This is a genomic window from Streptomyces sp. NPDC050263, from assembly GCF_040655955.1.
GTDB lineage: Bacteria > Actinomycetota > Actinomycetes > Streptomycetales > Streptomycetaceae > Streptomyces.
Map to the genome: position 1 here is coordinate 1 of NZ_JBFAKW010000156.1, position 20832 is coordinate 20832.

A 20832-nucleotide genomic window follows, 5' to 3' on the forward strand; every position below is an offset into this window, starting at 1 on the left:
CGCCTCCATGGCCGCACAACAGAAGAAGCGACCTCAGAAACGATCATCGCCGACCCGCCCTCACCCCCGCAGCGAATTGCGCAGCAGAGTCACGGTGCTGATCTGGCTCCGGCCGATCTTGAACGTGACCGTCTTCTGGACGCCGTGGCGGTTGAGCGTGACGGTGACGGTGGAGCCGGGCTTCCAGTAATGCTCGGGGCGGAAATCCAGGCGATGGTCGTTCAACCAGCGACCGACGACCAGCTGGCCGCTGCTGGAGCTGACCTGGATCTTGGACTCCACAGCGGCCTTGTCGCTGATCGCCTTGTCGAAGCCGACCGTCACCGGCATGCCCACGCCGACGGTCGAGCCGTCCCCGGGAGAGACGTGCCCGATGAAGTCGTTGGCCGGGGAGACCGTGGTGATGGTGGCGTTGCCGGTGGCGGAGCGGCCCTCGGCGTCCTCGGCCTCTGCGGCGATCTGATACTTGGTGGCACGCTCCAGTCCGCCGTTCGGCTTCCAGGAGGTGCCGTCCGCGGACAGAGTGCCCGGGATCTCGGCACCGGTCGCGACGGCGGTCATGGTCACCTTGGTGAGCTTGCCCTTGCTGACGGTGACGCCGACCGGGGCGTTGATCCCGACGTTGTAGGCACCTTGCCCGGGCGTGATCTCTATTCGGGCGTCGGAGGCTTCCTGGGCGCCCGCTGGATTTACCCGCGCCTGCGACTGCGGGTGGTTCCCGGCACTGTTGCCGCTGGTGGCAGCGTTGCTTGTACCGCCGAGGGCCGTGACTGCGAGTACGCCCCCGAGTACGCCGGCCGCAGCCACCAGCCCGGTGCGTCGTTTATCGAGCGTGATCAAACGCTTCTCCATGCCGCTGGTCTGTGCATCCCTGTGCTGATCGCCGAAGGAGTGCAACCAGCTTTGAAACACTTATAGGCATGCTGATATCCATAAATGGGTAAATTGTGGCGAAGACCACGCATTGTCGAGCGTGTCGCCGAGGTCGCGGACCTGGGCCTGGGAGCCGATGACGGTCCGCACACGGATCTTGGTGCAGTTCCGCTCTTCCTTGATGCCCCAGAGGACATAAGCGCGGCGTCGAACCTGCGGTTCGGGCGGCGGAATTCCTGGAGGGGTTCCCCTTGGGTGTTGATGTCTTCGACGGCCGTCTTCAGGGTCTGGTACTCGCGAAAGCCGAGTTCACCGCTGACGAGGACGTCCAGCCATTCGTGCCCCCTGCCGGATATGTGGCAGAGCTCACCGACGACGTCCGTTTCACCGGAGGGCGCGCGCCAAGAGCTGCTCGGGTGGTTGGCCGAGCACGGGATCCGTCCGGAAGGCTGACGGTGACGGCGATTCCTGAAGCGACCGGAGATGCTCCTCGCCCCGCCCAGTCGGGTGCTCGACAGACCGGGGAAACTCACCGAGCATCGCGGCCGGAGACTCAGGCGGCGCCCTCGTCCGGCTTGTCGAGGAGAGCCGACTCCTCCTCGGTCAGGCGCAGGATTCCGGCGGTGATGTTCTCTGCCAGGTGCGCGGGGTTCCTGGTGCCGGGAATGGCAAGCACGTGCGGACCGCGGTGGAGGGTCCAGGCGAGCCGTACCTGGGCCGGCGTCGCGTTGTGGGCGCGGGCGACGGAGTGGACGCGCGCGTCGTGCTCCTGGTCTGCGGCTGCCTCGCGCCGCAGACCAGAGACCGCGAAGAACGGGACGAAGGCGATGCCCTGCTCCCCGCACAGGTCCACCAGCCCGCTCTCGTCAGCGCGGCGCCAGTCCAGGCCGTAGGAGTTCTGCACGCTGACCACGGGCGCGATCGTTTGGGCCTCGGCCACGTGCTCAGGCAGGACACCGGAAAGCCCGAGGTGCCGGACCAGGCCGGCCTCGCGCAGCTCGGCGAGGGCGCCGAAGTGCTCGGCGACCGAGGTCGTGCCGGGGCCGTTGGCGCGCAGGTTCACCACGTCCAGGCAGTCCAGTCCGAGCTGTCGCAAGTTCTCCTCGACCTGGCCGCGCAGCTGGTCGGGGCGGGCCATGGTGAGCCACTCGCCGGAGGGATCGCGCGCCGGGCCGACCTTGGTCACCACGACCACGTCGCCGGACCAGGATGAGAGGGCGCGGTTGATGAGCTCGTTCGCGGACCGCAGGGGCGAGAAGTAGAAGGCGGCCGTGTCGATGTGGTTGACACCCTGCTCGAACGCGCTGTGCAGCAGCCGGACGGCGAAATCGCGGTCGATCGGCGTGCCGTCGGAGTTCCCCATCATGCCGTTGCCCGTCAGCCGCATCGCGCCGTAGCCGATGCGATTCACCTCAAGGTCCCCGAGCTTCCAGGTCCCTGCTGCCGCCGCTGCGCTCACCGTGCTCCTTCTTCCGTCGGTTCGTCAGGTCCTGGAGTATGGGGCCGTCACGGTGCGCTGTGACAGGTCAACGGGCTGGATGAAACGTCACATCCCTATCGGGAACTCACCATCGTCACAAAGCCGTTGGACCTGGTGAGAGAGCGTCGGTCAGGACGAAGTCTCGGACCTTGTGGTGCTGTCCTGCTGAGGCGGCGGACGACGGTGGCCGCGTTCGGCGCAGCCGGGCAAGGCGATCACCACCCGGCCGGTCGGCCGGGACTCAGACGAGAGAACTGGCCGGTGCTCGGACGGCGCGAGCAGGCGGTGGCCTGGAACGGAGTGGACCGTTCCCGGACGGGCACCGCGCACGATCGACGCCTACAGCCGGGGGCCGGCCGAGTACGCAGGTGGATTCGCTCGGCCTCGTCGAGCTTCAGCGCCCCCGCGATGCCGTCGATGACACTCTCGGAGACGCCGGTGGCGTTGCCGCGCTCCAGCCGGGTGTAGTACTCGCTGGAGATGCCCGCGAGCAGGGCCACCTCCTCCCGGCGCAGCCCGGTGACCCGCCGACGGTCTCCCCCGTAAGCCCGGAACCTGTTGGACAAAGAGATCTACCGCCGGTTCGGGAAGCCCCGCTGGGGTGATGCCCGTCTCGCCTACCGGGCGGTCATTCTTCAGATCGTCCTGATCTGGGAGCAGGCGCGGATCGCGGCACGGTCACACGGGGGCGGTCCGATTCTGCTCCCCGACGGCCTCCGGCTGCTCGACGCCGCGGACGCGGCCGACGAGCTGCGTGTCCTGCTCTGACGTCTCCCGCCCGTCCGGCCCGACAGTCTCGCCGCCCCCGGGCCTCGGGCCCGTCCATTGTCAGTGGTGCAGTCCAGGATGGGGACGTCGGATCTTCGGTAGGGAAGGTGGGATCGCCATGTCGGTCACCAACCAGCAGGCGGCAGGGTATCCGTTTCTGAAGGGGCTGTTCGAGGACGATTACTTCCCCGATCAGGTCGTCACCAGAGGAAAGGAGATCCTGCTGAGGCTGTGCGCGCGGATCGAGGCCGAACAGCCGTCGGACCTGGCGGCGCTCTACGCGCTGACCGAAGTGGCCACGGAGGAGTTCAACGCGCTGGAGGCGGAGTTCGAGGCAGCCGGCAGCGAGATCGAGACCGTCGCGCGTGAGGAGATCTGCGAGGACTTCGGGTTCGTGGCTTCGGCCTACGGGTTCGAGGACGCCGACGTCGAGAAGTTGGTGACCGCGCGGAACTGGTGAACGCGCCGACCGGGCCACCGGGTGGCCGTCCGTGCCGCTCAGGTCCAGGGCTGCTGGAGCGACCGTCCATGCTCCCGGACGCGGGCGGAGTCCGTGGCCGACGAGGCGAACCGCATCCCCACCACAACCAGGTGATGCCCGCCCACTCTTGATCGTCGCGCACCACCAAATCAGCGACAGAGCCTGGAACTTGTGCCAGACCCGTCAAAGGTTGATGAAGCCGGATCCCCGCGGCTCGGAACAACTCCAGGACAAGCGCCGACGCGCCGAGTCGGGAACGGGATCAGGGTCGGAACCCCTGCAGAATCCGCAGATAGGTCCGCCCGGCATCCGTGATGGAGAAGTACTCCCTGACGTCTCCCTCGTCACCCATGCTCGAGAACGACTTACCCGCCTTGCGCGCGATCAGTTCCACGCCGGCCAGACGCCGCAGTTCCGCCTCCAGGTGCGGGCGGGTGTATCCACGGTCGTAGGGCATGGGAACGTCGTCGGCGAGGTTTTGCAGGTGCTGCAGTTCGTCCCTGGGAATGAGGTGGTCGAAGACGAACTTCATGCGGTCGATGTCGTCTTGCTGACCGTCCTGGGTCCTTCTCACCTCGCGCAGCACGAACCCACCGGCGGCGGTGTCCACACTGGTCAGGATCGTGGACATCCAGGGGATCAGAACCAGAACGAGCAGGACGACCGAAGTCGCGTCCACCCGCTCGGGAGCAACGACCTTCAGCACCAGGACCCCGAGGGCTGCCGCAGAGACCATGAGGCGGGTGAGCAACTCCCCTCTCGGACTCGTCGCTTCTCCCGCCACCGTGCCTCCGTCTCCCGCATCCGGCCATCGCTCGCCCAAAGTACCCTCGGTTTCGCCGCACTGGCGGGTTCAGGCTTGCACCGCAGAACCCGAGCGGCACGACGATGCGATGCCTGGGCACAGCCAGGTCGTCGAGGCGGCGGAGAAAGGCGAACTCGTCGTCGTCTGGGTCTCCGAAGCCGATGAACTGCCAGAACAGCGGCAAGCGGGCAGCTTTGCACAGGTATCGTTCGGCGGCGAACTTGCTGGTGGGCCCGCCAACGGTCTGGAAGATCACCAGGGCTGGGGAGTCGCTGTTGGAAGCCAGGTAGTGGTCGATGACGCCGTCCATGGCCCAGTGGCAGTTCGTCCGCCCCATGTGACCGAGGTTCTCGTGCAGCCTGTCGATGCGGCCACGACGGCCTCCGAGCCTGAGGGTCAGTGGATCCGTCTACGTCGGTGGAGAAGAACACCACCGGCACCGTGCCGTCGTCATCGAGGTGGGCGGACGAGGAAGGACCTGCTCACCAGCGTCGGTAGTTGCTCGCTGCAGTTGTGTGACTTCTGCTGCTGGTGTGTTCGGGGCCGGAGGCACCGTCGATCGTCGAGGTCGCCCGGGATCTGCGGGTGACCGCGGACACCGTCCGCGACACCGATATCGAGGCCATCTGCAGGCGTTTCCCGCCGCGCATCCGCCCCTGATCCCCGATGCGCCGCAGTCTGGCGCGTGGTGGTTCTGTCGCGATAGCCGAGCGCCTTCGCGATTCGGTGTCCCCTCCGGCCAGCAGCCGGTCGGTGTCGCGACAGGGGCAGCGACCATGGACCCGCATCGCGCGTTCGTACCAGGTCCGGCAGCGCGTCAACCTCGAAGCAGAGCCGAGGCCATGCTCGCCCGGGAGCCTGCCGGACAGTCGGTGCCGCCATGCGGGCGTGGCCTGCTTGACCAGCCGGTCCGTCACTTGCAAAGTCGGGATGCGGCACCGCAGCAGCGCCGCCTCACCCTGCCGATCGGTCCACCCGTCCGCAAGGCGGCCCGACGGTCCTGACACCCAGGAGCGGCTGATCCGATGGTCCTCGACCTGGTTGTGATCGGTACGGCCATCACTCTGGGGCCTTTGCACAACAGCGCCTTCATCCTGCTGCTCTCCTCGCGGCGCGGCGTTCGCCAGGGCCTGGCGTTCCTGTTGTCGTGGCTGGCCAACCTGGTTGCGGTGATCGCCTGTGTGGTGCTGCTGACCGGCGGTCAGCCCCCGGCCCGTCACAGCGTGCCCTCGACTGCCGTGATCGATGCGAAACTCGCCATCGGCCTGGCACTGGTGCTGTACAGCGCGCACCGGTACCGCCGACCGCCCCGCCCGCACGGCCCGCCACGTTGGACCGCCCGGATCGACAACGCCTCGCCGGCCACGGCAGCCGGTCTGGCATGGCTGCTGCAGCCCTGGGCGCTGGTCGGTGCCGGCGCCGCGACCGCTGTCGAGGCGAACCTCTCCACCCTTGCCGCCTGGCTCGCGCTGACCGGCTACTGTCTGCTGGCCACGCTCAGCCTTATCGTCATGGAGATGTACATGGTGTGGGCGCCCACGGTCGCGAACGCCCGGCTGAACGCCCTGCGGAGCTCGCTGGAGCAGCGTCAGGAGCAGCTGATCGTCACGTTCTCCCTGCTCCTGGGCCTGTGGCTGGCGGCCCGGAGCATCGCCGAGCTGGTCGCCTGACAGGGACGGCTCCGGCGGCGGCACCCTACACACGTCTTTGGTGGTGGTCTGACGTCCCGGAGTGTCTCCTGGATGCGCTTCGGTCGGCTGACCGCTTTGGCCGTGAGGGTGACGGCAGCGGCGGCGCGCCGCGTCGCAGGTTGGTCTTGTCCATGAGTCGGCACGGGCTCCCGGTGTGCCTCACCCTCGACCACCGGACCACGCCCGAGCGCTCTGCGTCGAGCCCGGCGTCACGAGGACGGCAAGGGCGGGCGGCGCCGATCCACATGTGCGCCGCGAGGCGCTGGAGCCGGCTGGGGGCGCCGGTGCCCGGTCACCCGAACTGCTGCTGCGTCAGAGTGCGTCAGTAGCCGGTGCCGCGCTTGACCTGGGTCCGCTCGATCCCGTGGGTGGCACCCTTGCCGTCCAAGGTGCGACACGCGTCGCCGATGTCTCGGCTCAGGCGATCGATCTGTTCGCGGCTCAGAGTCTCCTTGACCAAGGCGCGCAGGATCTTCACCCGCTCCGCGTTGGGCGGGAGCGTGTATGCCGGCACCATCCAGCCCCGCTCGGCCGAAAGCTGCCAGGCGATGTCGGACTCGTCGTAGGCGTGCTCGCCGGCGAGCCGGAAGGCGACCAGCGGCAGCTGCTCGAGGTCGCTCCCGATCACTTCGAAGCGGCCGCTGCTGCGCAGGTTGTCCGCCAATGTGCGGGCGTTTTCCTGCATCATTTTCATGACGTAGGTGTAGCCCTGCCGGCCGAGCCTCACGAAGTTGTAGTACTGCGCGAGCACCATCGACGCGCCGGTGGAGAAGTTCAGCGTGAACGTCGCGTCGGTCTTGCCCAGGTAGTTCTCGTAGAACACGAGATCCTTGGCCAGGTCGGACTCCTCGCGGAAGACCAGCCATCCGATGCCGGGGTAAACCAGGCCGTACTTGTGTCCGGAGACGTTGATCGAACGGACCTGCTCGAGGCGGAAGTCCCATTTCGAGTCCGGGTAGAGGAAGGGCCACACGAATGCGCCGCTGGCGCCGTCGACGTGGATCGGGATGTCGAGGTCCCGCTCTTTGCGGACGTCCCGCAGGAGCTTGTCGATCCCGCCGACATCGTCCTTGTGGCCGGTGAACGTGGTGCCGAGGACGGCGACGACGCCGATCGTGTTCTCATCGAGGTGGGGCTCCACGTCCTCCGGGCCGATCGTGTACTTGCCCTCGGCAAGCGGCACGATCCGCGGCTCGACGTCGAAGTAGCGGCAGAACTTCTCCCACACGACGTGGACGTCTCCGCCGAAAATCAAGTTGGGCCGGTCGATCGACAGGCCGGCCGCCTGGCGGCGCTCGCGCCACTTCCACTTCAGCGACAGCCCGCCGAGCATGATCGCCTCTGACGAGCCCTGAGTCCGGCATCCAGCCGTCCTGCCCGGCGCGTGGAAGAGGTCGGCGAGCATGCGCACGCAACGCTGCTCGATCTCGGCGGAAATGGGGTACTCCGCATGGTCGATGAAATTGCGGTGGAGATTCTCGGCGATCAGCCGTTGCGCCTCCGGCTCCATCCAAGTGGTGACAAACGTGGCGAGGTTGCGCTGTGGGTCGCCCTCCATGGCGAGATCCACATCCACGAGCCTCATTGCGTCCGTCGCGGCCATGCCTTCCTCGGGGAAGGTCTCCGAGGGAGCGGACACGGTCAGGAATCGGTTACCGAAAAGAGCAGCATCGTCACGTTTGGTCATGCCGCGATTCAAACAGCACCAGAGCCTGCCGCGGGCGAGGGACACACCAAGACGGGACGGCGCGCCGGTCACGAACAGGACCAGCAGCACGCAGTCAGGTTTCTGCGCGGGCGCAGGAACCTGACGCCGACTGGAACCTGAAGGCGGCCTGTCCAGGCCGTCCTCCGGAAGAGCTGCCGGCCCTGAGGGCGCTCGGCACTTCAGGGCTTTCAGAACCGACGAGCCTGGAGCGGCGGTGGTGAGGGACGGCGGGACAGAACGTGGCACCCCTCCCGCGGTCGCACCCCTTCACGACTGCCGGGCGCCTGTGATCAGCGGACGCCTCCGGGGAAGCTTTCCTGTTCGGCGCGCTCGATGGGACCCTCGGTCTCCCCCGCCGGTTCCTCCCCTTCGTCCGGGACGGCGTCGCCGGAGTCTCGGAGGATCTTCCAGGTCCTCTACACGCGCGCCCCGTGCACATGCCGCGGCTCGGCCAGGAGTCCGTAGAGGACCAGCAAGGACACCAGCATGGTGGCCAGAGACCAGAACGGGTAGACCGGAAGGAAGATCATCTGCCCGACCAGGCAGAATGCCGCCAGGCAGATGCCTGTCAGTCGTGCCGCCCTGGAGCCCACGAGCACGCCGATGCCCGCCAGGGCCATCACGATGCCGATGGCAACCCAGATCCAACCCCAGGCCGTGTAGTTGAGGATGAGCAGCCGGTTGCCCTGGGAGTAGACGGTCGAGTAGTAGCCATGATTGAGGATCGCCACGAATCCGTTGAGCAGGTTGAAGAGAGCACTGACGAACAGCAGGATTCCCGCGAAGGCCACCCAGTGCGAGCGCTCCATCGGAGGAATGGCATCGTCTGACGGAGAGACACGTTGCTGCATGGGATCCATGAGACGCAGCAGCACGGCAGGTCGCAATCGGTAGGGCCCGTTCGTGTCGGCGTCGCCGCCGATGCTCCCCCACGGCCGGTTCGTGGGCGCTGCGGGCTGTCGGCCACGGCCGATGGGCCTGCCCGCGGCTCCGAGAGAGCGCCCGGCGTATGCGGCCTGCCGGACAGTGGACCGCGTTTCGAGACCCTATGGGGGCCCAGCCGAACCCACCGGCCCCAACCGCCCTGCCGGCCCAGGGCCTTACGGGCCATCCGTTCCTGGCTCACCCCGGCCAACGCCCTCAACCGCCGAGGGCAAGCCATGGCGCGCGGTTATTTGACCATTCGTTCCGGATAGGTCTAGGGTCGCGGCGTGGCCAGGACCAAGGAATTCGATCCGGACGCCGCGCTCCAATCGGCCCTTGAGCTGTTCTGGCGGCGCGGCTACGAAGCGACGTCGATGGCCGACCTCGTCGAGCACCTCGGCATCGGCCGCGCCAGCATCTACGCGACCTTCGGCAACAAGCACGAGCTGTACCTGAAGGCCCTGGACCGGTATACCGAGACGCGAGACCCGTCCCTCCTCGCCGAGCTGTCCCAGCCAGGCCCCGCACTGCCCGCGGTGCGGGCGGTGGTGCGCCGCTTCGCCGCGGAGGCCGCTTCCCCGGAGGGCAGGGCGACCGGCTGCTTCATCACCAACACGGCGGCCGAGTTGGCCCCGCACGACCCCGCGGCGGCCCGGCGGGTCGAGACCAGCTGGGAGCACGTCGAGACCCTGCTGCACTCCGCGCTCGTACGGGCCCAAGCCCAGGGCGAGCTGCCCGAGAACCGTGATCCGCGCGCGCTGGCCCGCATGCTTCTGGTCCTGCTGCAGGGCGTACGCATCGTCGGCAAGGCGTCGAACGATCCCGCCCGGGTGCGGGACGCGGCCGAGCAGGCGCTGGCCCTGCTGGACTGAATCGCACGCGACCGAGGCGCCGAGCCTCCTTCTGCACGCCCGAATAATGAACCGATCGGTCAAAAATCTGGAGAGGGTATGACCACGACGGACGCTGCACACGTCGCCATCACGCGGCACCGATTAGCCTTACTCCTCCTCGGCAGCGTCCAGACCACGCTGATCTTGACTTTGGCCACGCTCGCCGTCCCGCTGCCCCTCATCGCGCGCGAATTCGACCTGGAACGCGCCGACTTGATCCTGCTCAGCGCCGCTTACGGATTGACCTTCGCCGGCCTGCTGCTCTTCGGCGGACGCCTCGCCGACCGCTACGGCGGTCGGCGCGCCCTCACCGCGGGCCTTGTCCTCTTCGCCGCCGCCTCGGCCGCCGCCCCGCTCGCCACCGGCATCGGGACGCTGCTCGGGGCGCGCTTCGCGCAAGGCGCGGGAGCGGCTCTGATCGCGCCGGCCGCCATGGCAGTGCTGCGCACCGTCTTCCCGTCCCCCACCGCGTACGGCAGGGCGATGGCCACCTGGGGCGGTCTCTCGGTGCTCGGCGCGACCGCGGGCAATCTGCTCTCCGGCGTCGTCTCGACGCTGCTGTCCTGGCGTTGGACCTTCGCCGTACCGCTCATGGTGGCCGGTTCAGCCCTCGCCCTCACGCCCCGGCTGCTGCCGGACACCGCGCCGAGCCGAGGCAGGGCTCTCGACCTGCCGGGTGCTCTGCTCGCCACCGGCGGGATCACCCTGGCCAGTTACGGGCTCGTCGTCACCGACAACCGCCCCTGGTCGTCGGCCGGCGTGCTCGTGCCACTGCTCGGCGGGACCGCACTCCTTGCCGCGTTCCTGTACATCGAGCGCCGCGCCTGCGATCCGCTGCTGCCGCCCCGCTTCTTGCTCCACCGGCGGCGCTCCCTTGCCCTCACGGCCATCGCACTGAGCGCCTGTGGGACCGCGATGACCTTCGTGGTCCTCTCGCTCCACTTCCAGCAGGCGCGCCACTGGTCGCCGCTGCAGACCTCGGCCGCCTTCACGCCGTTCGCCGTCGCGCTGATCGCCTCGGGCCGCGCGGCAGGACCGCTCATCGGCCGGTACGGGGCCCGAGCCATCACGGCCGCCGGGCTCGGCACCGGCGCGACCGGGCTCGCCCTCCTCGCGCTCACCGGGCTCGATGCGCACACCGCGTACGTCCATGGACCGCTGCCGGGCCTCGTGCTGCTGCCGGCCGGCGTCGCGGCCTCCTTCGCGGGAGCCGCCGTACTCGCCACCGAAGGCGTACCGCAGAGGCAGACCGGGCTCGCGGGAGGCGTGCTGAACACCGCGATGGAATTCGGCCCGACCGTCCTCTTCGCCCTCCTGCTCACGCTCGGCAGCGACGCCTGGTCCCTGGCCGCGACCGGGGCTGCCTTCGCCGTCGCGGCCCTCCTGAACCACCGCACCAAGTAATCCGTCGATCAAGGGAGTCACCGAAAATGAACCGCTTCACCGGCAAGACCGTCCTCGTCACCGGCGCGGGCTCCGGCCTCGGCCGCGCGATCGCGCTCGCCTTCGCCGCCGAGGGCGCATCCGTGGTCGTCGCGGGACGCACCGCGGCTTCCCTGGACGAGACGGTCGGCCTCATCGAGGCGGCCGGGGGCACGGCCGCCGCCGTCACCGCCGATGTCACCGACTCCGGCCGGCTCGAGGACCTCGTACGCGAGAGCGTCACCCGTTTCGGCGGACTGGACATCGCGGTCAACAACGCCGGGATACTCCGTGGCGCCGCCGTACCCGTCGGCGAGGTGAGCGAGGAGGACTGGGACGCCGTTTTGCGGACCAATGTCACCGGCGTCTGGCTGGCCATGAAACACGAGATCGCGTACATGAAGGAGAACGGCGGCGGCGCCATCGTCAATGTGTCCTCCAACCTGGGCGCACACATGCGGATCCCGAACGTCGCCGCGTACATCACCTCGAAGGCAGCGGTCTCCGCGCTGACCCGCGCCGCCGCTCTCGACCACATCCAGCAGGGCATCCGCATCAACGCGGTCAGCCCGGGCGCCTCCGCGGCTCCCATGTCGCTGCGGCCGGGCGAGACCGAGGCCGACCGTGCCGAGCGGGTGAAGACGGAGAACCCGCTCGGCCGGGTCGCGGAGGCCGAAGAAGTGGCGGCCGCCGTGCTCTACCTCGCCTCACCCGCGGCCGGCGCTGTGGTCGGCACCGACCTGGTCGTCGACAGTGGATCATCAGCCTGACGGTTCGCAGGCTGGGGCGACACAAGCCTGCCTGGCGGCAAGCCCGCCATGACGGGCCGGACGCGCACGACATCTCCAGCCGGAACCGCGGCACTGCGGTGATCACCAGTGCCAACTGCGGCATCGGCCGTGCATCGCACGCGAACTGGCCCGTCATGACGCGCGGCAAGGGACGCCGAGGCCCGGCTGAAAGGTGAAATCCCGGGTTTCGAAGCGCACTTCGCATATCTCGACCGGGTCGACGGTGAGGCGGTGGCGGGCTTTGTCGGAGGCCCAGCCGGTGACGTACCGGCACGGGTCTGGCCGGGCAACGGTGCCCGACGCGCGCTGAGCCCGGATCCTCCTCAGGGGTCTCCTCTCTTGGAAAGGAGACGAACCAGCCTTGCTATCGGACGGCTGCTGCGTTCCGGGTGACTCGTAGGATGAACGCCCAGTCCCCGGCAACTGCAGTGCCGGAGATCGAGCGCTCCGCAGTCGTCCGAACCACCGCTCGATCGCGATGTGCGCCACTCGATGAACTCCACGCCAGGCCACGGACGCGGGTGTCGCGGCGCGCGGAAGTACATCTCGGCCAGGCCATGGACCGCGATCCGCTGCTGCCGGGCGCAACGGACGTGGTGGTCTTCAGCTGTTCATCAGCCTCACCGCCGCGCGGCTCATTCCTTCACAAGCACCGAGGCCGCTCCAGCCTCCGCATACAGGGCCCGGACATCGTCGGCGAGGTTGGCACAGTCATGGAGGTCGATGTCGAGAGCGTGGCCGATGAGGCCGAACAGGTGCGACAGGCGGCCACCGCCTCGTGCAGCCGGTCTGGCCACGGCATGCGAACCGGCGGCGGAGTGGGCCTGCCTTCGAAGACGGTGCCTGCATCGGCGAGTTGACGAGCCTTGCAAGCGACTTCGGACGCGTCGGCGCACCGCTGCAGGCTGTCCACCGCGTCCAGGCCCAGCGCCAGGGAGATGATCGGGGCGGCATGGGGCTGGCCCAGGTGTACTCGGTGCGGCGGGCGTGGCGGGCGTGGTGGGCGTGGCGGGATCGGGCGGCTTCCACCCGTTCGGCCTGGGTCCTTTCCTGGTCGCGGCACAATCACACGGGCGGCGGCACCGGCCGCGAGGTCGTGGTGGGTGAGGACCGACTCCTCGAATCACAGCCCCGGCCGCCGGTCGCCCCACCGCGCCGCCACGAGTTCGGCGACGGACTCCATGAACAGTAGTTGACTTACCCTCAGATTTTTGTGGAGTGACGGCAGACCGGTGATCATGATCGACGGCACGACGACGAAAAGGATCTCCACACGGCTTTCCCCCGAGTCGCCCTGCCCATCGGCCGGTCGGCGGTGTGCGGGGCTTCTACCCGGGATGTCCGGCGAGGAGACGCGACACCTTGCCGCGCCGCTCCTGGACCTCCTTCTGGTAGGCGTTCAGCGCCTCGGCGTTGTTCGACTCCAGCTGCCGCTGGTAGCCGTCCAGTACCGCGAAGTAGACCGCGGCCAGGTTCGACGACCTCGTGCACGATTCGTCGGCGGCGGCCTTGGCGATCTCGTCGGCGGTGGGCTTCGCGGTGTTCCAGGGTCCGGCGGCCAGCTTCTCGGGGTCCTCGGCCGGATGGCCCGCCGCCGACATGCAGGCGCTCCAGCGCTTGCGCGCGGCGGTGACCCGTGCGTCCTGGCCGGCTTCCTGCAGTGACCGGCCGAACAGGGCCTGGGTCAGCTTCCAGCCGTCGCCGCTCGTCTGATCGGGGAGCTGTTTCTGTGCCTCACCCGCACAGGCGGCGAAGTCCTTGCCCTCCTGGCCCGCCAGGCCCGCCGCGCCGCCGGTCTCCGACGCGGGTGGGTGGAATCCCTGACGGCCGGCCGTCGCACGGCCGATGTAGCCCCAGGCGCCGGAGGGGGCGGCCGCCTCTTTGTCCGCCTCGGTCTCCACGGTGGCCCCGATCATGTTCTGACCCGAGTAGCTCTGGTGCCCCCGGCCCTTCATACAGCGGACGACCAGCGCCTTGTTCGCTGTGAACAGCCGGTCGTCGTCCTGCTGCGACGTGCCGTAGGCGGACAGCGGCAGGCGGGTCAGTCCGTCGTACCCGGTGGCGGGCGCGGTCGGGGAGGCCGCGATGGGCGGGGGTGTCGGCTCGGCGCCGCCGCCGGTCGAACCCGCGGAGCAGCCGGTGGCCAGGAGACCGGCGGCGATCGTCGTGGCCCAGGCCACTCCCACGGCGGGCCTCGGATGTTTCCGCGCTGCGGTTACGGCTCGGGCGGATCCCATTGCTGACGTACCTTCCGTTGTCGGCGGTGGCCTGCCGGCAGGGGGCGTCCGAACCCGGCAGGCACCGTTCAGCGTCGGATTCCGACTAGTAGATGACCAGGTTGATGATGTTTTTGAACATCCACTGCTGGTACTGCCACTTGTCGAATTTCACCGACCAGTACTTGCCGTCGTACCCCTCCGCCAGGAAGATGCCGGCGTTGTTGCCCGTGCTGAAGGCATAGTTCGCGTAGTCGGGGGATGTGCTTCCGGCATCCGCGTAGCATATGAACGTCAGCTGCCCGGTCCTGCTGTTTTGGATGTGAAAGGCGAAGTACTCCTTCTTGCCGTAGATCTGGTCCCACGTGCAGGAGAACGGGTCGACCGTGTGGATCGCCGACGCGGGTGCGGCGACCGCGACGGTCAGGGCTCCTGCCGCCGCTGCCGCTCCTGCCAGGAGTCTCAGCCGGCCGATCTTTTTCGCCATCTTGCGACCCTCCATAAGTCGAAATGCCATGGACACGACACTTGCCGTGTGAGGGCCGACCTCGTTCGTGCGTGGCCCGTGCGTTCGATCGTGCCAGTGGCGGTCAGCCGTATGCGGCGCACAGCGGCTTCACCGGCTAAGTACAGGGAAACCTCACACGAACCACACCGCCCCCTTGTGCACCGCGGTGACAAGCTCCGTGCGGGACCGCACTCCGGTACGGGCGAACAGACGGGACAGTCGGTTGGCGACCACCTCCTCGTTCAGCCCCAGGACGATGGCGATCTGACGGTTCGTGAGCCCCTCGACGACTAGCGTGGCCAGCAGCTGCTCGTTCTCCGCGGTGGCCTGCTTACGACCAGGGACGACGACCCGCGCCTCGCGCATCGCCGCCCTGGTGCGGAAGCGCCACAGAGCGGCACCGGTGACGCCGAACAGCTCGTAGGCCTCGCGCAGCAGCGCGGCCGGACCCGCGCCCAGGGCGGCGGCGGCCACGAACACGTTCGCCGTCTCGAACGGCAGCCCGCGGGAGCGGGCCAGGTCCACCGCCTCGCGCAGCTGTTCACAGGCGGTCCCGTGAGCGGTGCGGGGGGCGTCCTTCGGCAGGACCTGGGCCGAGGCCAGCAGGTACCTCAACCGTGCCCGGCCACTGTCCGTCCGGGCGGCGATCCGCTCCAGGCGGCCCAGGCACGTCAGCGCCTCGGCAGTACGTCCTGTCCGGGCCGTCACCTCGGCGAGCGGGGCCCACAGCTCTTCCGTGCCATAGGTCTGCGCGTGTGCCCGCGCCGCGTCCAGTCCGCGCCGCAGTGTCCGCTCGGCCCGCTTGAGATCACCGAGGGCCATGTGCACCTCCGCCTCCGCGCTGTGCAGAGAGCACCGCGGCGGGCCCTCCTCGGGACCGCTCACGCGCTCCACCATCCGGAGGGCGCTGGTGACGCGGCCCCGGGCGAGGAGGATGGCCGCGGTCCGCGCGGGAAGCAGAAAGCTGTCCGACCCGGGGACCTGGGTCTGGTGGGCCGGCAGCCCACGGGCCGATTCCAGCGCCTGGTCCCACCGGCCGGTGAGATGGTGCCACAGGAACCGGCTGAGCGGGGGCAGCGCCTCCACGGTCAGCTGACGGGAGTTCAGCAGCGCTCTGGCGGCGTTCACGTCATGGCCGACGAGCAGTTCGTCGAACATGGCCGTGGCCAGCGCGTGCACCATACCGGGAGGCAGTTCCGACGCTTCCGCCATGGCCAGTTCGCGCCGGAAGGACTCCGGGCGGCCCAGCGCGAGTTCCGCCGCGGCGAGGAGGAGCTTGGGTACCGCGCGGTCGCGCGGGCCCGCGTGCCACCCGGCCGTCCGGGTGAGCAGGTCCACCGCCTCCTGCCACCGGGCCAGCCGGCACAGGGCCAGGGCCCGGCCGCACACCTTGGCGGGAGCGGGTACCGGCAGTTCGTCCCACCATCGTGTCGTCGCCAGGCGGGCCAGCGCGGGCCAGTCCCGCTGGTTGGCCGTCGCCGCCGCCAGCTGGCAGGCGGCCTGCTGCAGCGCCGTCGCGGTCAGGGACGCCCCGGGGTGGCGGAGCAGCGCCGCTGTGATGGTGCGCCCGCTCCGGTTGTCGCCCGCCACATACGCGGCCGTGGCACTCCGTTGCAGGGCCGCGACACGGGCGGCGGGCTGTTCGATCAGGTTGGCGGCGGCCAGCAGCCAGCGCAGCACCGCCTGGTCGTCGGTGCCGGGCGGCATGCGCTCGGCGGCGGCGGTCAGTTCGGCCACCGCGCGTTCGGGGTCCACCAGGCTGCCCGCGTCCGCGACCCGGTCCGCCGGATAGGTCCGGGCGTCCGCCTCGCCGAGGAGGATCGGCTCCGGAGGCGGCGTCACCCCGGCGCGCGTCACATCGGCGTCCGCAGCCGCCCAGAGTGCCTCGACCGCGAGGGCGGACAGCCGGCAGCGCTCCATCGGTCTCAGCCGCTCCCGGACGCTGTGCGCCGTCAGCGGGAGGCGGAACGTCCACCCCTGTACCGCGGTGCCGTCCGGGCCGGGCAGTTCGTCGACGATGCCCGCCCCGACCAGGCCGCGTAAGGCGTCGCCGACGCTGTCGGCGGACAGACCCGTCCACAGCGCAGTCAGCTCCAGGGCCGGCCTGCCGAGCGGTCCCAGGATGCTCAGCGCCGCGGCCACCGCGCGAAACGGCTCGCCCAGGGCGTCCAGGGCCGTCATGAAGACGTTGTGCTCCGGAAGAACCGGGGGCGGCGACGTCGTACCGACGAAAGCATGCCCGTCGAGGACCTGGATCCCGCCCGGTGCGTCCCATCCGGTGATCAGGGCGTCGACCGCTCCGGGGATCCCGCGGGTCAACTCGTGGACCCGCCGGGCCAGCCTGGCGTCGGGGGTCGCCCCCAACCGCCGTCGCACCAGCGCGGTGGTGTCCTCCGGCGCCAGCCGGGAAAGCACGACCGACCAGGTGCCCTCGGTGCCGGCGGGCCGGGCCACGGCCCCGCCCGGACCATCGCCGCCCGGCGCCGTGCCTTGCGCGCTCCGCTCGACGTGCTGTGCCGCCGCGACCACCAGCCGGACATCGGGCAGCGGGCGGAGAACAGCGATCATGCCGAGCAGGGCCAGGGACGCGGGATCGGCATACTGGGCGTCGTCGATCAGCACGGCCAGTCGCGTGGACCGGGTCAACGCGGCGCACAGCAGGGCGCGCATCGCCGCCTGGTCGCGTCTGTCGACGGCGGCCGCGGCCCGTGTCAGGGTGTGTCCCTCCACCCCCTGCCGCTCCGGCCCGTACCGGTGTTCCTCCAGCACCATCACCAGCCTCAGTGCCAGCAGCAGCGGCCGTTCGGTATCGCCCGGAACACACTCCACCGTGGACACAGGCGTCCCCTGGGCACGCAGCCGGTCACCGGCCGCCCGGACGAACGCGGTGCGCCCCACTCCCCGTTCGCCCCGCACGACCACCAGGCGCGGGCCGTCGGGGTCGCTCAGACGGCGGTGCATCTCGTCCGACGCACACTCGCGGCCGAACACGCGGATCACGTCATCGTCTTTCGCGTTGCCATTCGCATTGTCTGTCACGTTGGCGGCCACGTTGTCCGCCGCTGTCTGCCGACTGCCTGTCATTGTTGTCTGCCGATTGCCTATCGCGTTGTCTTTTAATTGTCTGCCGCGTCGTCTGTTGCGCTGCCTTCCAAAGACGCAGCCCTGGTTCAGTGCGTTCCTTTCCTCCGTGGAGTTCCGTATTGATTTTCTGGCGGCCGAACTTGCTGGCCCAGCGGTTCTCCGAGGCCCCATGTGCCGATGAACGAGTTCATCCGAGAAGCCGTCTGAGCATGAGAGGAAATGAGGACGAGCAAGGAGCCGCGATGCCGGAGAACCCTCGACGCGCCATCGGCAGGGACGGCGAAATCCGCGAAGTGGCGAAGGCACTGTCCAGCACGGGAGACGGGTCGCGGATCCTCCTGGTCACGGCCGACGCCGGAACGGGCAAGACCACCGTGGTGGAACAGGCGCGCCGAACGGCGGTCCGGCACGGCGTCGCGGTGGTGCGGCTGGGCTGGGAACGCGCCGAGGACACCACCGACGTACCCCTCGTCGCCGAGGCGCGCTGCGGCCTGGTCATCGAGGACCCCGACGGCTGTCTGCCACCGCTGCCCGCCGTCCTCCGGGCGCGGCCGGGTGGCACCGCGTGGGACGGCGAGATGACCGGACTGGCCGCCTTGGGTGAGGCACTGGCACAGGCGGCCCGGCACCATCCCTTCGCACTGCTCACCGACGGCGTCGAGCGCATGCCGCGGCACATCGCCGAAGCACTGGGGGTGCTGCTGCGGGTCTTCCGCCCACGGGGCGTTCCGGTCGTGATGGCCGGACGGCCGGTGCCCGCGGCGGACGCAGTCCGCTCCTGGCTGACGGCCGCAGCCGACCGGGTGCTCGAACTGCCCCCTCTGCGGCCGGCCGACGCCGCCGCGCTCGTCACCGCCCGGGTCGGCGGGCGGTTCGGCCGCCCGGCCGAACCCGCGCTGGCGGACGCCGTGTCACGGGCCCTGGGTCCACTGGCGGGCAACCCACGGGCCGTGCTGTCGGTGCTCGGATCGCTGGACGAGCGGAGCCTGCTGGAACTCGACGGCCTGCTGTGCCTGGCGGTTCCGGAGAACCGGCTGCGGCTGACCACGGAGCCGGCCGAGCTGCTCCCGTCGGGCTGGCCCGGCACGCCCGCCGATCCCGGGATCGCCGAGGCGGCGATCTTCACCGCCCGGGTGCTGGAACACGCCGAAGTGCGGATCGAGGACGTGGTCAGGCTGACACCGCCGGCCGCGGCACGGAGCATCGAGCACGGGCTGGACCGACTGGTCGCGGACCGGGTGCTGGAAGCGGACGACCAGGGCCGCATGTCGTTCGTGGTCCCCGCACTCGCGGAGGCGTTGAGGACCCTGCCCGCCGGGCGTGACATGCAGGCCGCGCACGCGCGGTTCGTCACGCGGTTCGTCACGGCGGTGACGGACCGGCTGGGCGTCGAGGGCACGGGCAGCGGCTACCCCATGCTGGCCGATCACGTCGCGGCGGCCGGCCCGCTGCTGGACGACACCCTCGCGGTACCGCTGCTGCTGGCGGCGGCCCGCGAGGACGCCAGAGTCGACTGGCCCCGATCGGTCCGCGCCTACGCCTCGGTGCTTCGCCGGCTGCCCCCCGAGGACCGTCGGACCCTCGGAGTGCTGCGCGAGGCGAGCGCACTGAGTCTGCGACACGGCGACCACTCGGGGCTCCTGGCGCTCGGCGAGCCCCTGCTCGCCCGGCTGGCCGCGGCGCGCGCCGAGCACCCCACCGACGTGGCGGCCGTCGTCTGTGCCTCGGTCTGGGCGGCCCTGCACGAACACCGTTCCCCGTACGCGGACGACACCGACGTCCGATACCGCGCGGTACTGGAGCGGGCGCCCGCGGCGGCCGGACTGGCGGCGCTCGGGGGGCTCTACGGCATCGGTCCGGTGACGCCCAGGCCGGCACCGGCCGCGAACCCCGCCGCGGTCACTGCTCCCGGGCACCCCGGCGGCTCCGTGCCCACCCCCGCCGAGCTGGACCTGGTGGCCGCTGCGGTGGGCGGTGCCGCCGAGCTGCGACAGGCTCGGCGGCGCCTGCCCCCGGACGCCCTCGACGAGCCGGCCCTGAACCGACTGCACGACGCCGCCGCCTACGCAGACCTGGCCGGCGCTCTCGCCGCCGTCCTCGGCGACCGTTATGCCCCCGCCCAGGACAGCGTCGCCGTCCGGTACCGGACGATGGTCCGCGACTACCTGGCGGGCAACTGGGACGCCGCGCTGGCGACCGCCCGTCGCATCGAGGTGCGCAGCCGGTCCGGGGGCACCGCGGGCGCCGCCCAGTCGGCGCGAGCGCTGGCCGCCGAGATCCACTGCATGCGCGGAAACGTCGAATCCGCCCGCTCCTGGCTCGAACTGATCCCCGACACGGTCGTCCATCCGCTGGCCGCGCGGGCCCGGCTGCTCGTCCTGTGCGGGTCGGGGCGAGCTGAGGAGGCGCTGGAAAGGGCCTGGCGGGATGTGCGGCTGGCGCGAAGGGGCGGTCGGCTCGCCGGCCTCGAACGGGTGCTGCTGCGCGTTCTGTCGTTCGCCGCGCTCCATGGCCGCCCTCGGACGGTCCACCAGGCCCTGAACGCACTGGAGGAGCTGCACATCGAGACCGCCTCACGCATGACCCATGAGGCCGTACTGATCGCACGGGCCATCACGCACCACGACGCGGACAGTGCGCGGGCTGCTCACGGACTGCTCGAACGCCGCGGCGACGTTCACCTTGCCGTGATCTGCAGCCTCTGTCTGGCGCACCTCGACGACGATCCCCGGCCCTGGTTGGCCGAGGCGGCCCGGACCGCGCAGGGCCTCGGTCTCGGGCAGATGTTCCGCTCCGAGATCACCCGTACCGCACAGCGGCGCGGGGTCCCGCTGCCCAGGCTCCGACAGGCCCGGGAGGAACTGACCCCGCTCGAGGTCGAGCTGTTGCGCATGGTGAGCGACGGCGCGACCAACCGGCAGATCGCCGCCGCACTCGCGTGCAGCGAGAAGACGGTGGAACAACGCCTGACACGTCTGTTCCGGCGCACCGGATGCCGCTCCCGCGCGGAACTGGCCGCCGCCTGGCTGGACGGCGGCCTGTCCCCGGCCTCGGGCACCGCTCAGAACGTGACGTCCGAGTGCCATTCGGAGGGGTGCTAGTGCCGCGGCAGGCAACGTTCGCCCCGTCGCGACGCCCGGCACGCACTCTCGCCGCACCGGCCGAAAGCCCAAGTACGTCCAGTACGA

At 69.9% G+C, this 20832-nt stretch carries 15 protein-coding genes and 3 pseudogenes; 7 read left to right on the forward strand and 11 right to left on the reverse strand.

Annotated features, from left to right (window positions below):
* Positions 1 to 90 precede the first annotated feature (90 nt).
* The 3 genes and pseudogenes from AB0J04_RS40415 to AB0J04_RS40425 all read right to left on the reverse strand — a co-directional run.
* Positions 91 to 852, reverse strand: a pseudogene (locus tag AB0J04_RS40415) (Ig-like domain-containing protein); the annotation flags it as partial.
* Between the two features lie 574 nt (positions 853 to 1426).
* Positions 1427 to 2332 (reverse strand): oxidoreductase, encoded by a 906-nt coding sequence (locus AB0J04_RS40420; RefSeq protein WP_363173662.1) that lies wholly within the window; start codon positions 2330 to 2332, stop codon positions 1427 to 1429.
* Between the two features lie 386 nt (positions 2333 to 2718).
* Positions 2719 to 2898: pseudogene (locus tag AB0J04_RS40425) on the reverse strand (helix-turn-helix transcriptional regulator); the annotation flags it as partial.
* A 13-nt stretch (positions 2899 to 2911) separates the two neighbouring features.
* On the opposite strand from AB0J04_RS40425, the gene AB0J04_RS40430 reads away from it, so the two are divergent.
* Positions 2912 to 3121, forward strand: a complete 210-nt coding sequence (locus AB0J04_RS40430; RefSeq protein ID WP_363173663.1) for a hypothetical protein — start codon at positions 2912 to 2914, stop codon at positions 3119 to 3121.
* Between the two features lie 118 nt (positions 3122 to 3239).
* A complete protein-coding gene (locus AB0J04_RS40435; RefSeq protein WP_363173664.1) occupies positions 3240 to 3581 on the forward strand; it encodes a DUF5713 family protein in 342 nt (113 codons plus the stop codon).
* Positions 3582 to 3864: 283 nt separating this feature from the next.
* On the opposite strand, the gene AB0J04_RS40440 is transcribed toward AB0J04_RS40435, so the two are convergent.
* Together AB0J04_RS40440 and AB0J04_RS40445 are read right to left on the reverse strand one after the other, a co-directional pair.
* Complete coding sequence (locus AB0J04_RS40440; protein ID WP_363173665.1) at positions 3865 to 4233, reverse strand: hypothetical protein; 369 nt, start codon at positions 4231 to 4233, stop codon at positions 3865 to 3867.
* Positions 4234 to 4486: 253 nt separating this feature from the next.
* Positions 4487 to 4880 (reverse strand): annotated as a pseudogene (locus AB0J04_RS40445) (VWA domain-containing protein); the annotation flags it as partial.
* A 552-nt stretch (positions 4881 to 5432) separates the two neighbouring features.
* On the opposite strand from AB0J04_RS40445, the gene AB0J04_RS40450 reads away from it, so the two are divergent.
* Complete coding sequence (locus tag AB0J04_RS40450; protein ID WP_363173666.1) at positions 5433 to 6077, forward strand: GAP family protein; 645 nt, start codon at positions 5433 to 5435, stop codon at positions 6075 to 6077.
* A gap of 343 nt (positions 6078 to 6420) precedes the next feature.
* Here AB0J04_RS40450 and AB0J04_RS40455 read toward each other — a convergent pair whose 3' ends face one another.
* Together AB0J04_RS40455 and AB0J04_RS40460 are read right to left on the reverse strand one after the other, a co-directional pair.
* Complete coding sequence (locus AB0J04_RS40455; RefSeq protein WP_363173667.1) at positions 6421 to 7875, reverse strand: glutamate decarboxylase; 1455 nt, start codon at positions 7873 to 7875, stop codon at positions 6421 to 6423.
* Between the two features lie 347 nt (positions 7876 to 8222).
* Positions 8223 to 8597: a hypothetical protein gene (locus tag AB0J04_RS40460; protein ID WP_363173668.1), complete on the reverse strand. Its 375-nt coding sequence runs from the start codon at positions 8595 to 8597 to the stop codon at positions 8223 to 8225.
* A gap of 420 nt (positions 8598 to 9017) precedes the next feature.
* Here AB0J04_RS40460 and AB0J04_RS40465 point away from each other — a divergent pair, with 420 nt between their 5' ends.
* The 3 genes from AB0J04_RS40465 to AB0J04_RS40475 all read left to right on the forward strand — a co-directional run bounded on the left by AB0J04_RS40465 (position 9018) and on the right by AB0J04_RS40475 (position 11815).
* Positions 9018 to 9602, forward strand: a complete 585-nt coding sequence (locus AB0J04_RS40465; protein ID WP_363173670.1) for a TetR/AcrR family transcriptional regulator — start codon at positions 9018 to 9020, stop codon at positions 9600 to 9602.
* 78 nt (positions 9603 to 9680) lie between these two features.
* Complete coding sequence (locus AB0J04_RS40470) at positions 9681 to 11027, forward strand: MFS transporter (RefSeq protein WP_363173671.1); 1347 nt, start codon at positions 9681 to 9683, stop codon at positions 11025 to 11027.
* 26 nt (positions 11028 to 11053) lie between these two features.
* Positions 11054 to 11815, forward strand: coding sequence for an SDR family oxidoreductase (locus AB0J04_RS40475; RefSeq protein WP_363173672.1), 762 nt, complete (start codon positions 11054 to 11056; stop codon positions 11813 to 11815).
* Between the two features lie 1144 nt (positions 11816 to 12959).
* Here AB0J04_RS40475 and AB0J04_RS40480 read toward each other — a convergent pair.
* The 4 genes from AB0J04_RS40480 to AB0J04_RS40495 form a co-directional block, all read right to left on the reverse strand.
* Positions 12960 to 13109, reverse strand: coding sequence for a hypothetical protein (locus AB0J04_RS40480; RefSeq protein WP_363173673.1), 150 nt, complete (start codon positions 13107 to 13109; stop codon positions 12960 to 12962).
* A 55-nt stretch (positions 13110 to 13164) separates the two neighbouring features.
* Positions 13165 to 14022: a hypothetical protein gene (locus AB0J04_RS40485; protein ID WP_363173674.1), complete on the reverse strand. Its 858-nt coding sequence runs from the start codon at positions 14020 to 14022 to the stop codon at positions 13165 to 13167.
* 136 nt (positions 14023 to 14158) lie between these two features.
* On the reverse strand, positions 14159 to 14539 hold the full coding sequence (locus tag AB0J04_RS40490; protein ID WP_363173675.1) for a hypothetical protein: 381 nt from the start codon (positions 14537 to 14539) through the stop codon (positions 14159 to 14161).
* Positions 14540 to 14692: 153 nt separating this feature from the next.
* On the reverse strand, positions 14693 to 17560 hold the full coding sequence (locus AB0J04_RS40495; protein WP_363173676.1) for a LuxR family transcriptional regulator: 2868 nt from the start codon (positions 17558 to 17560) through the stop codon (positions 14693 to 14695).
* Positions 17561 to 17886: 326 nt separating this feature from the next.
* On the opposite strand from AB0J04_RS40495, the gene AB0J04_RS40500 reads away from it, so the two are divergent.
* Positions 17887 to 20745 carry a LuxR family transcriptional regulator gene (locus AB0J04_RS40500; RefSeq protein WP_363173677.1) on the forward strand — a complete coding sequence of 953 codons (2859 nt, stop codon included), beginning with the start codon at positions 17887 to 17889 and terminating at the stop codon, positions 20743 to 20745.
* Positions 20746 to 20832: the final 87 nt, after the last annotated feature.

Bases quoted from the DNA above. Each gene is read 5' to 3' on its own strand.
- AB0J04_RS40470 (WP_363173671.1), top strand. From the start codon at position 9,681: ATGACCACGACGGACGCTGCACACGTCGCCATCACGCGGCACCGATTA.
- AB0J04_RS40435 (WP_363173664.1), top strand. From the start codon at position 3,240: ATGTCGGTCACCAACCAGCAGGCGGCAGGGTATCCGTTTCTGAAGGGG.
- AB0J04_RS40475 (WP_363173672.1), top strand. From the start codon at position 11,054: ATGAACCGCTTCACCGGCAAGACCGTCCTCGTCACCGGCGCGGGCTCC.
- AB0J04_RS40440 (WP_363173665.1), bottom strand. From the start codon at position 4,233: ATGTCCACGATCCTGACCAGTGTGGACACCGCCGCCGGTGGGTTCGTG.
- AB0J04_RS40450 (WP_363173666.1), top strand. From the start codon at position 5,433: ATGGTCCTCGACCTGGTTGTGATCGGTACGGCCATCACTCTGGGGCCT.
- AB0J04_RS40490 (WP_363173675.1), bottom strand. From the start codon at position 14,539: ATGGCGAAAAAGATCGGCCGGCTGAGACTCCTGGCAGGAGCGGCAGCG.
- AB0J04_RS40500 (WP_363173677.1), top strand. From the start codon at position 17,887: ATGCCGGAGAACCCTCGACGCGCCATCGGCAGGGACGGCGAAATCCGC.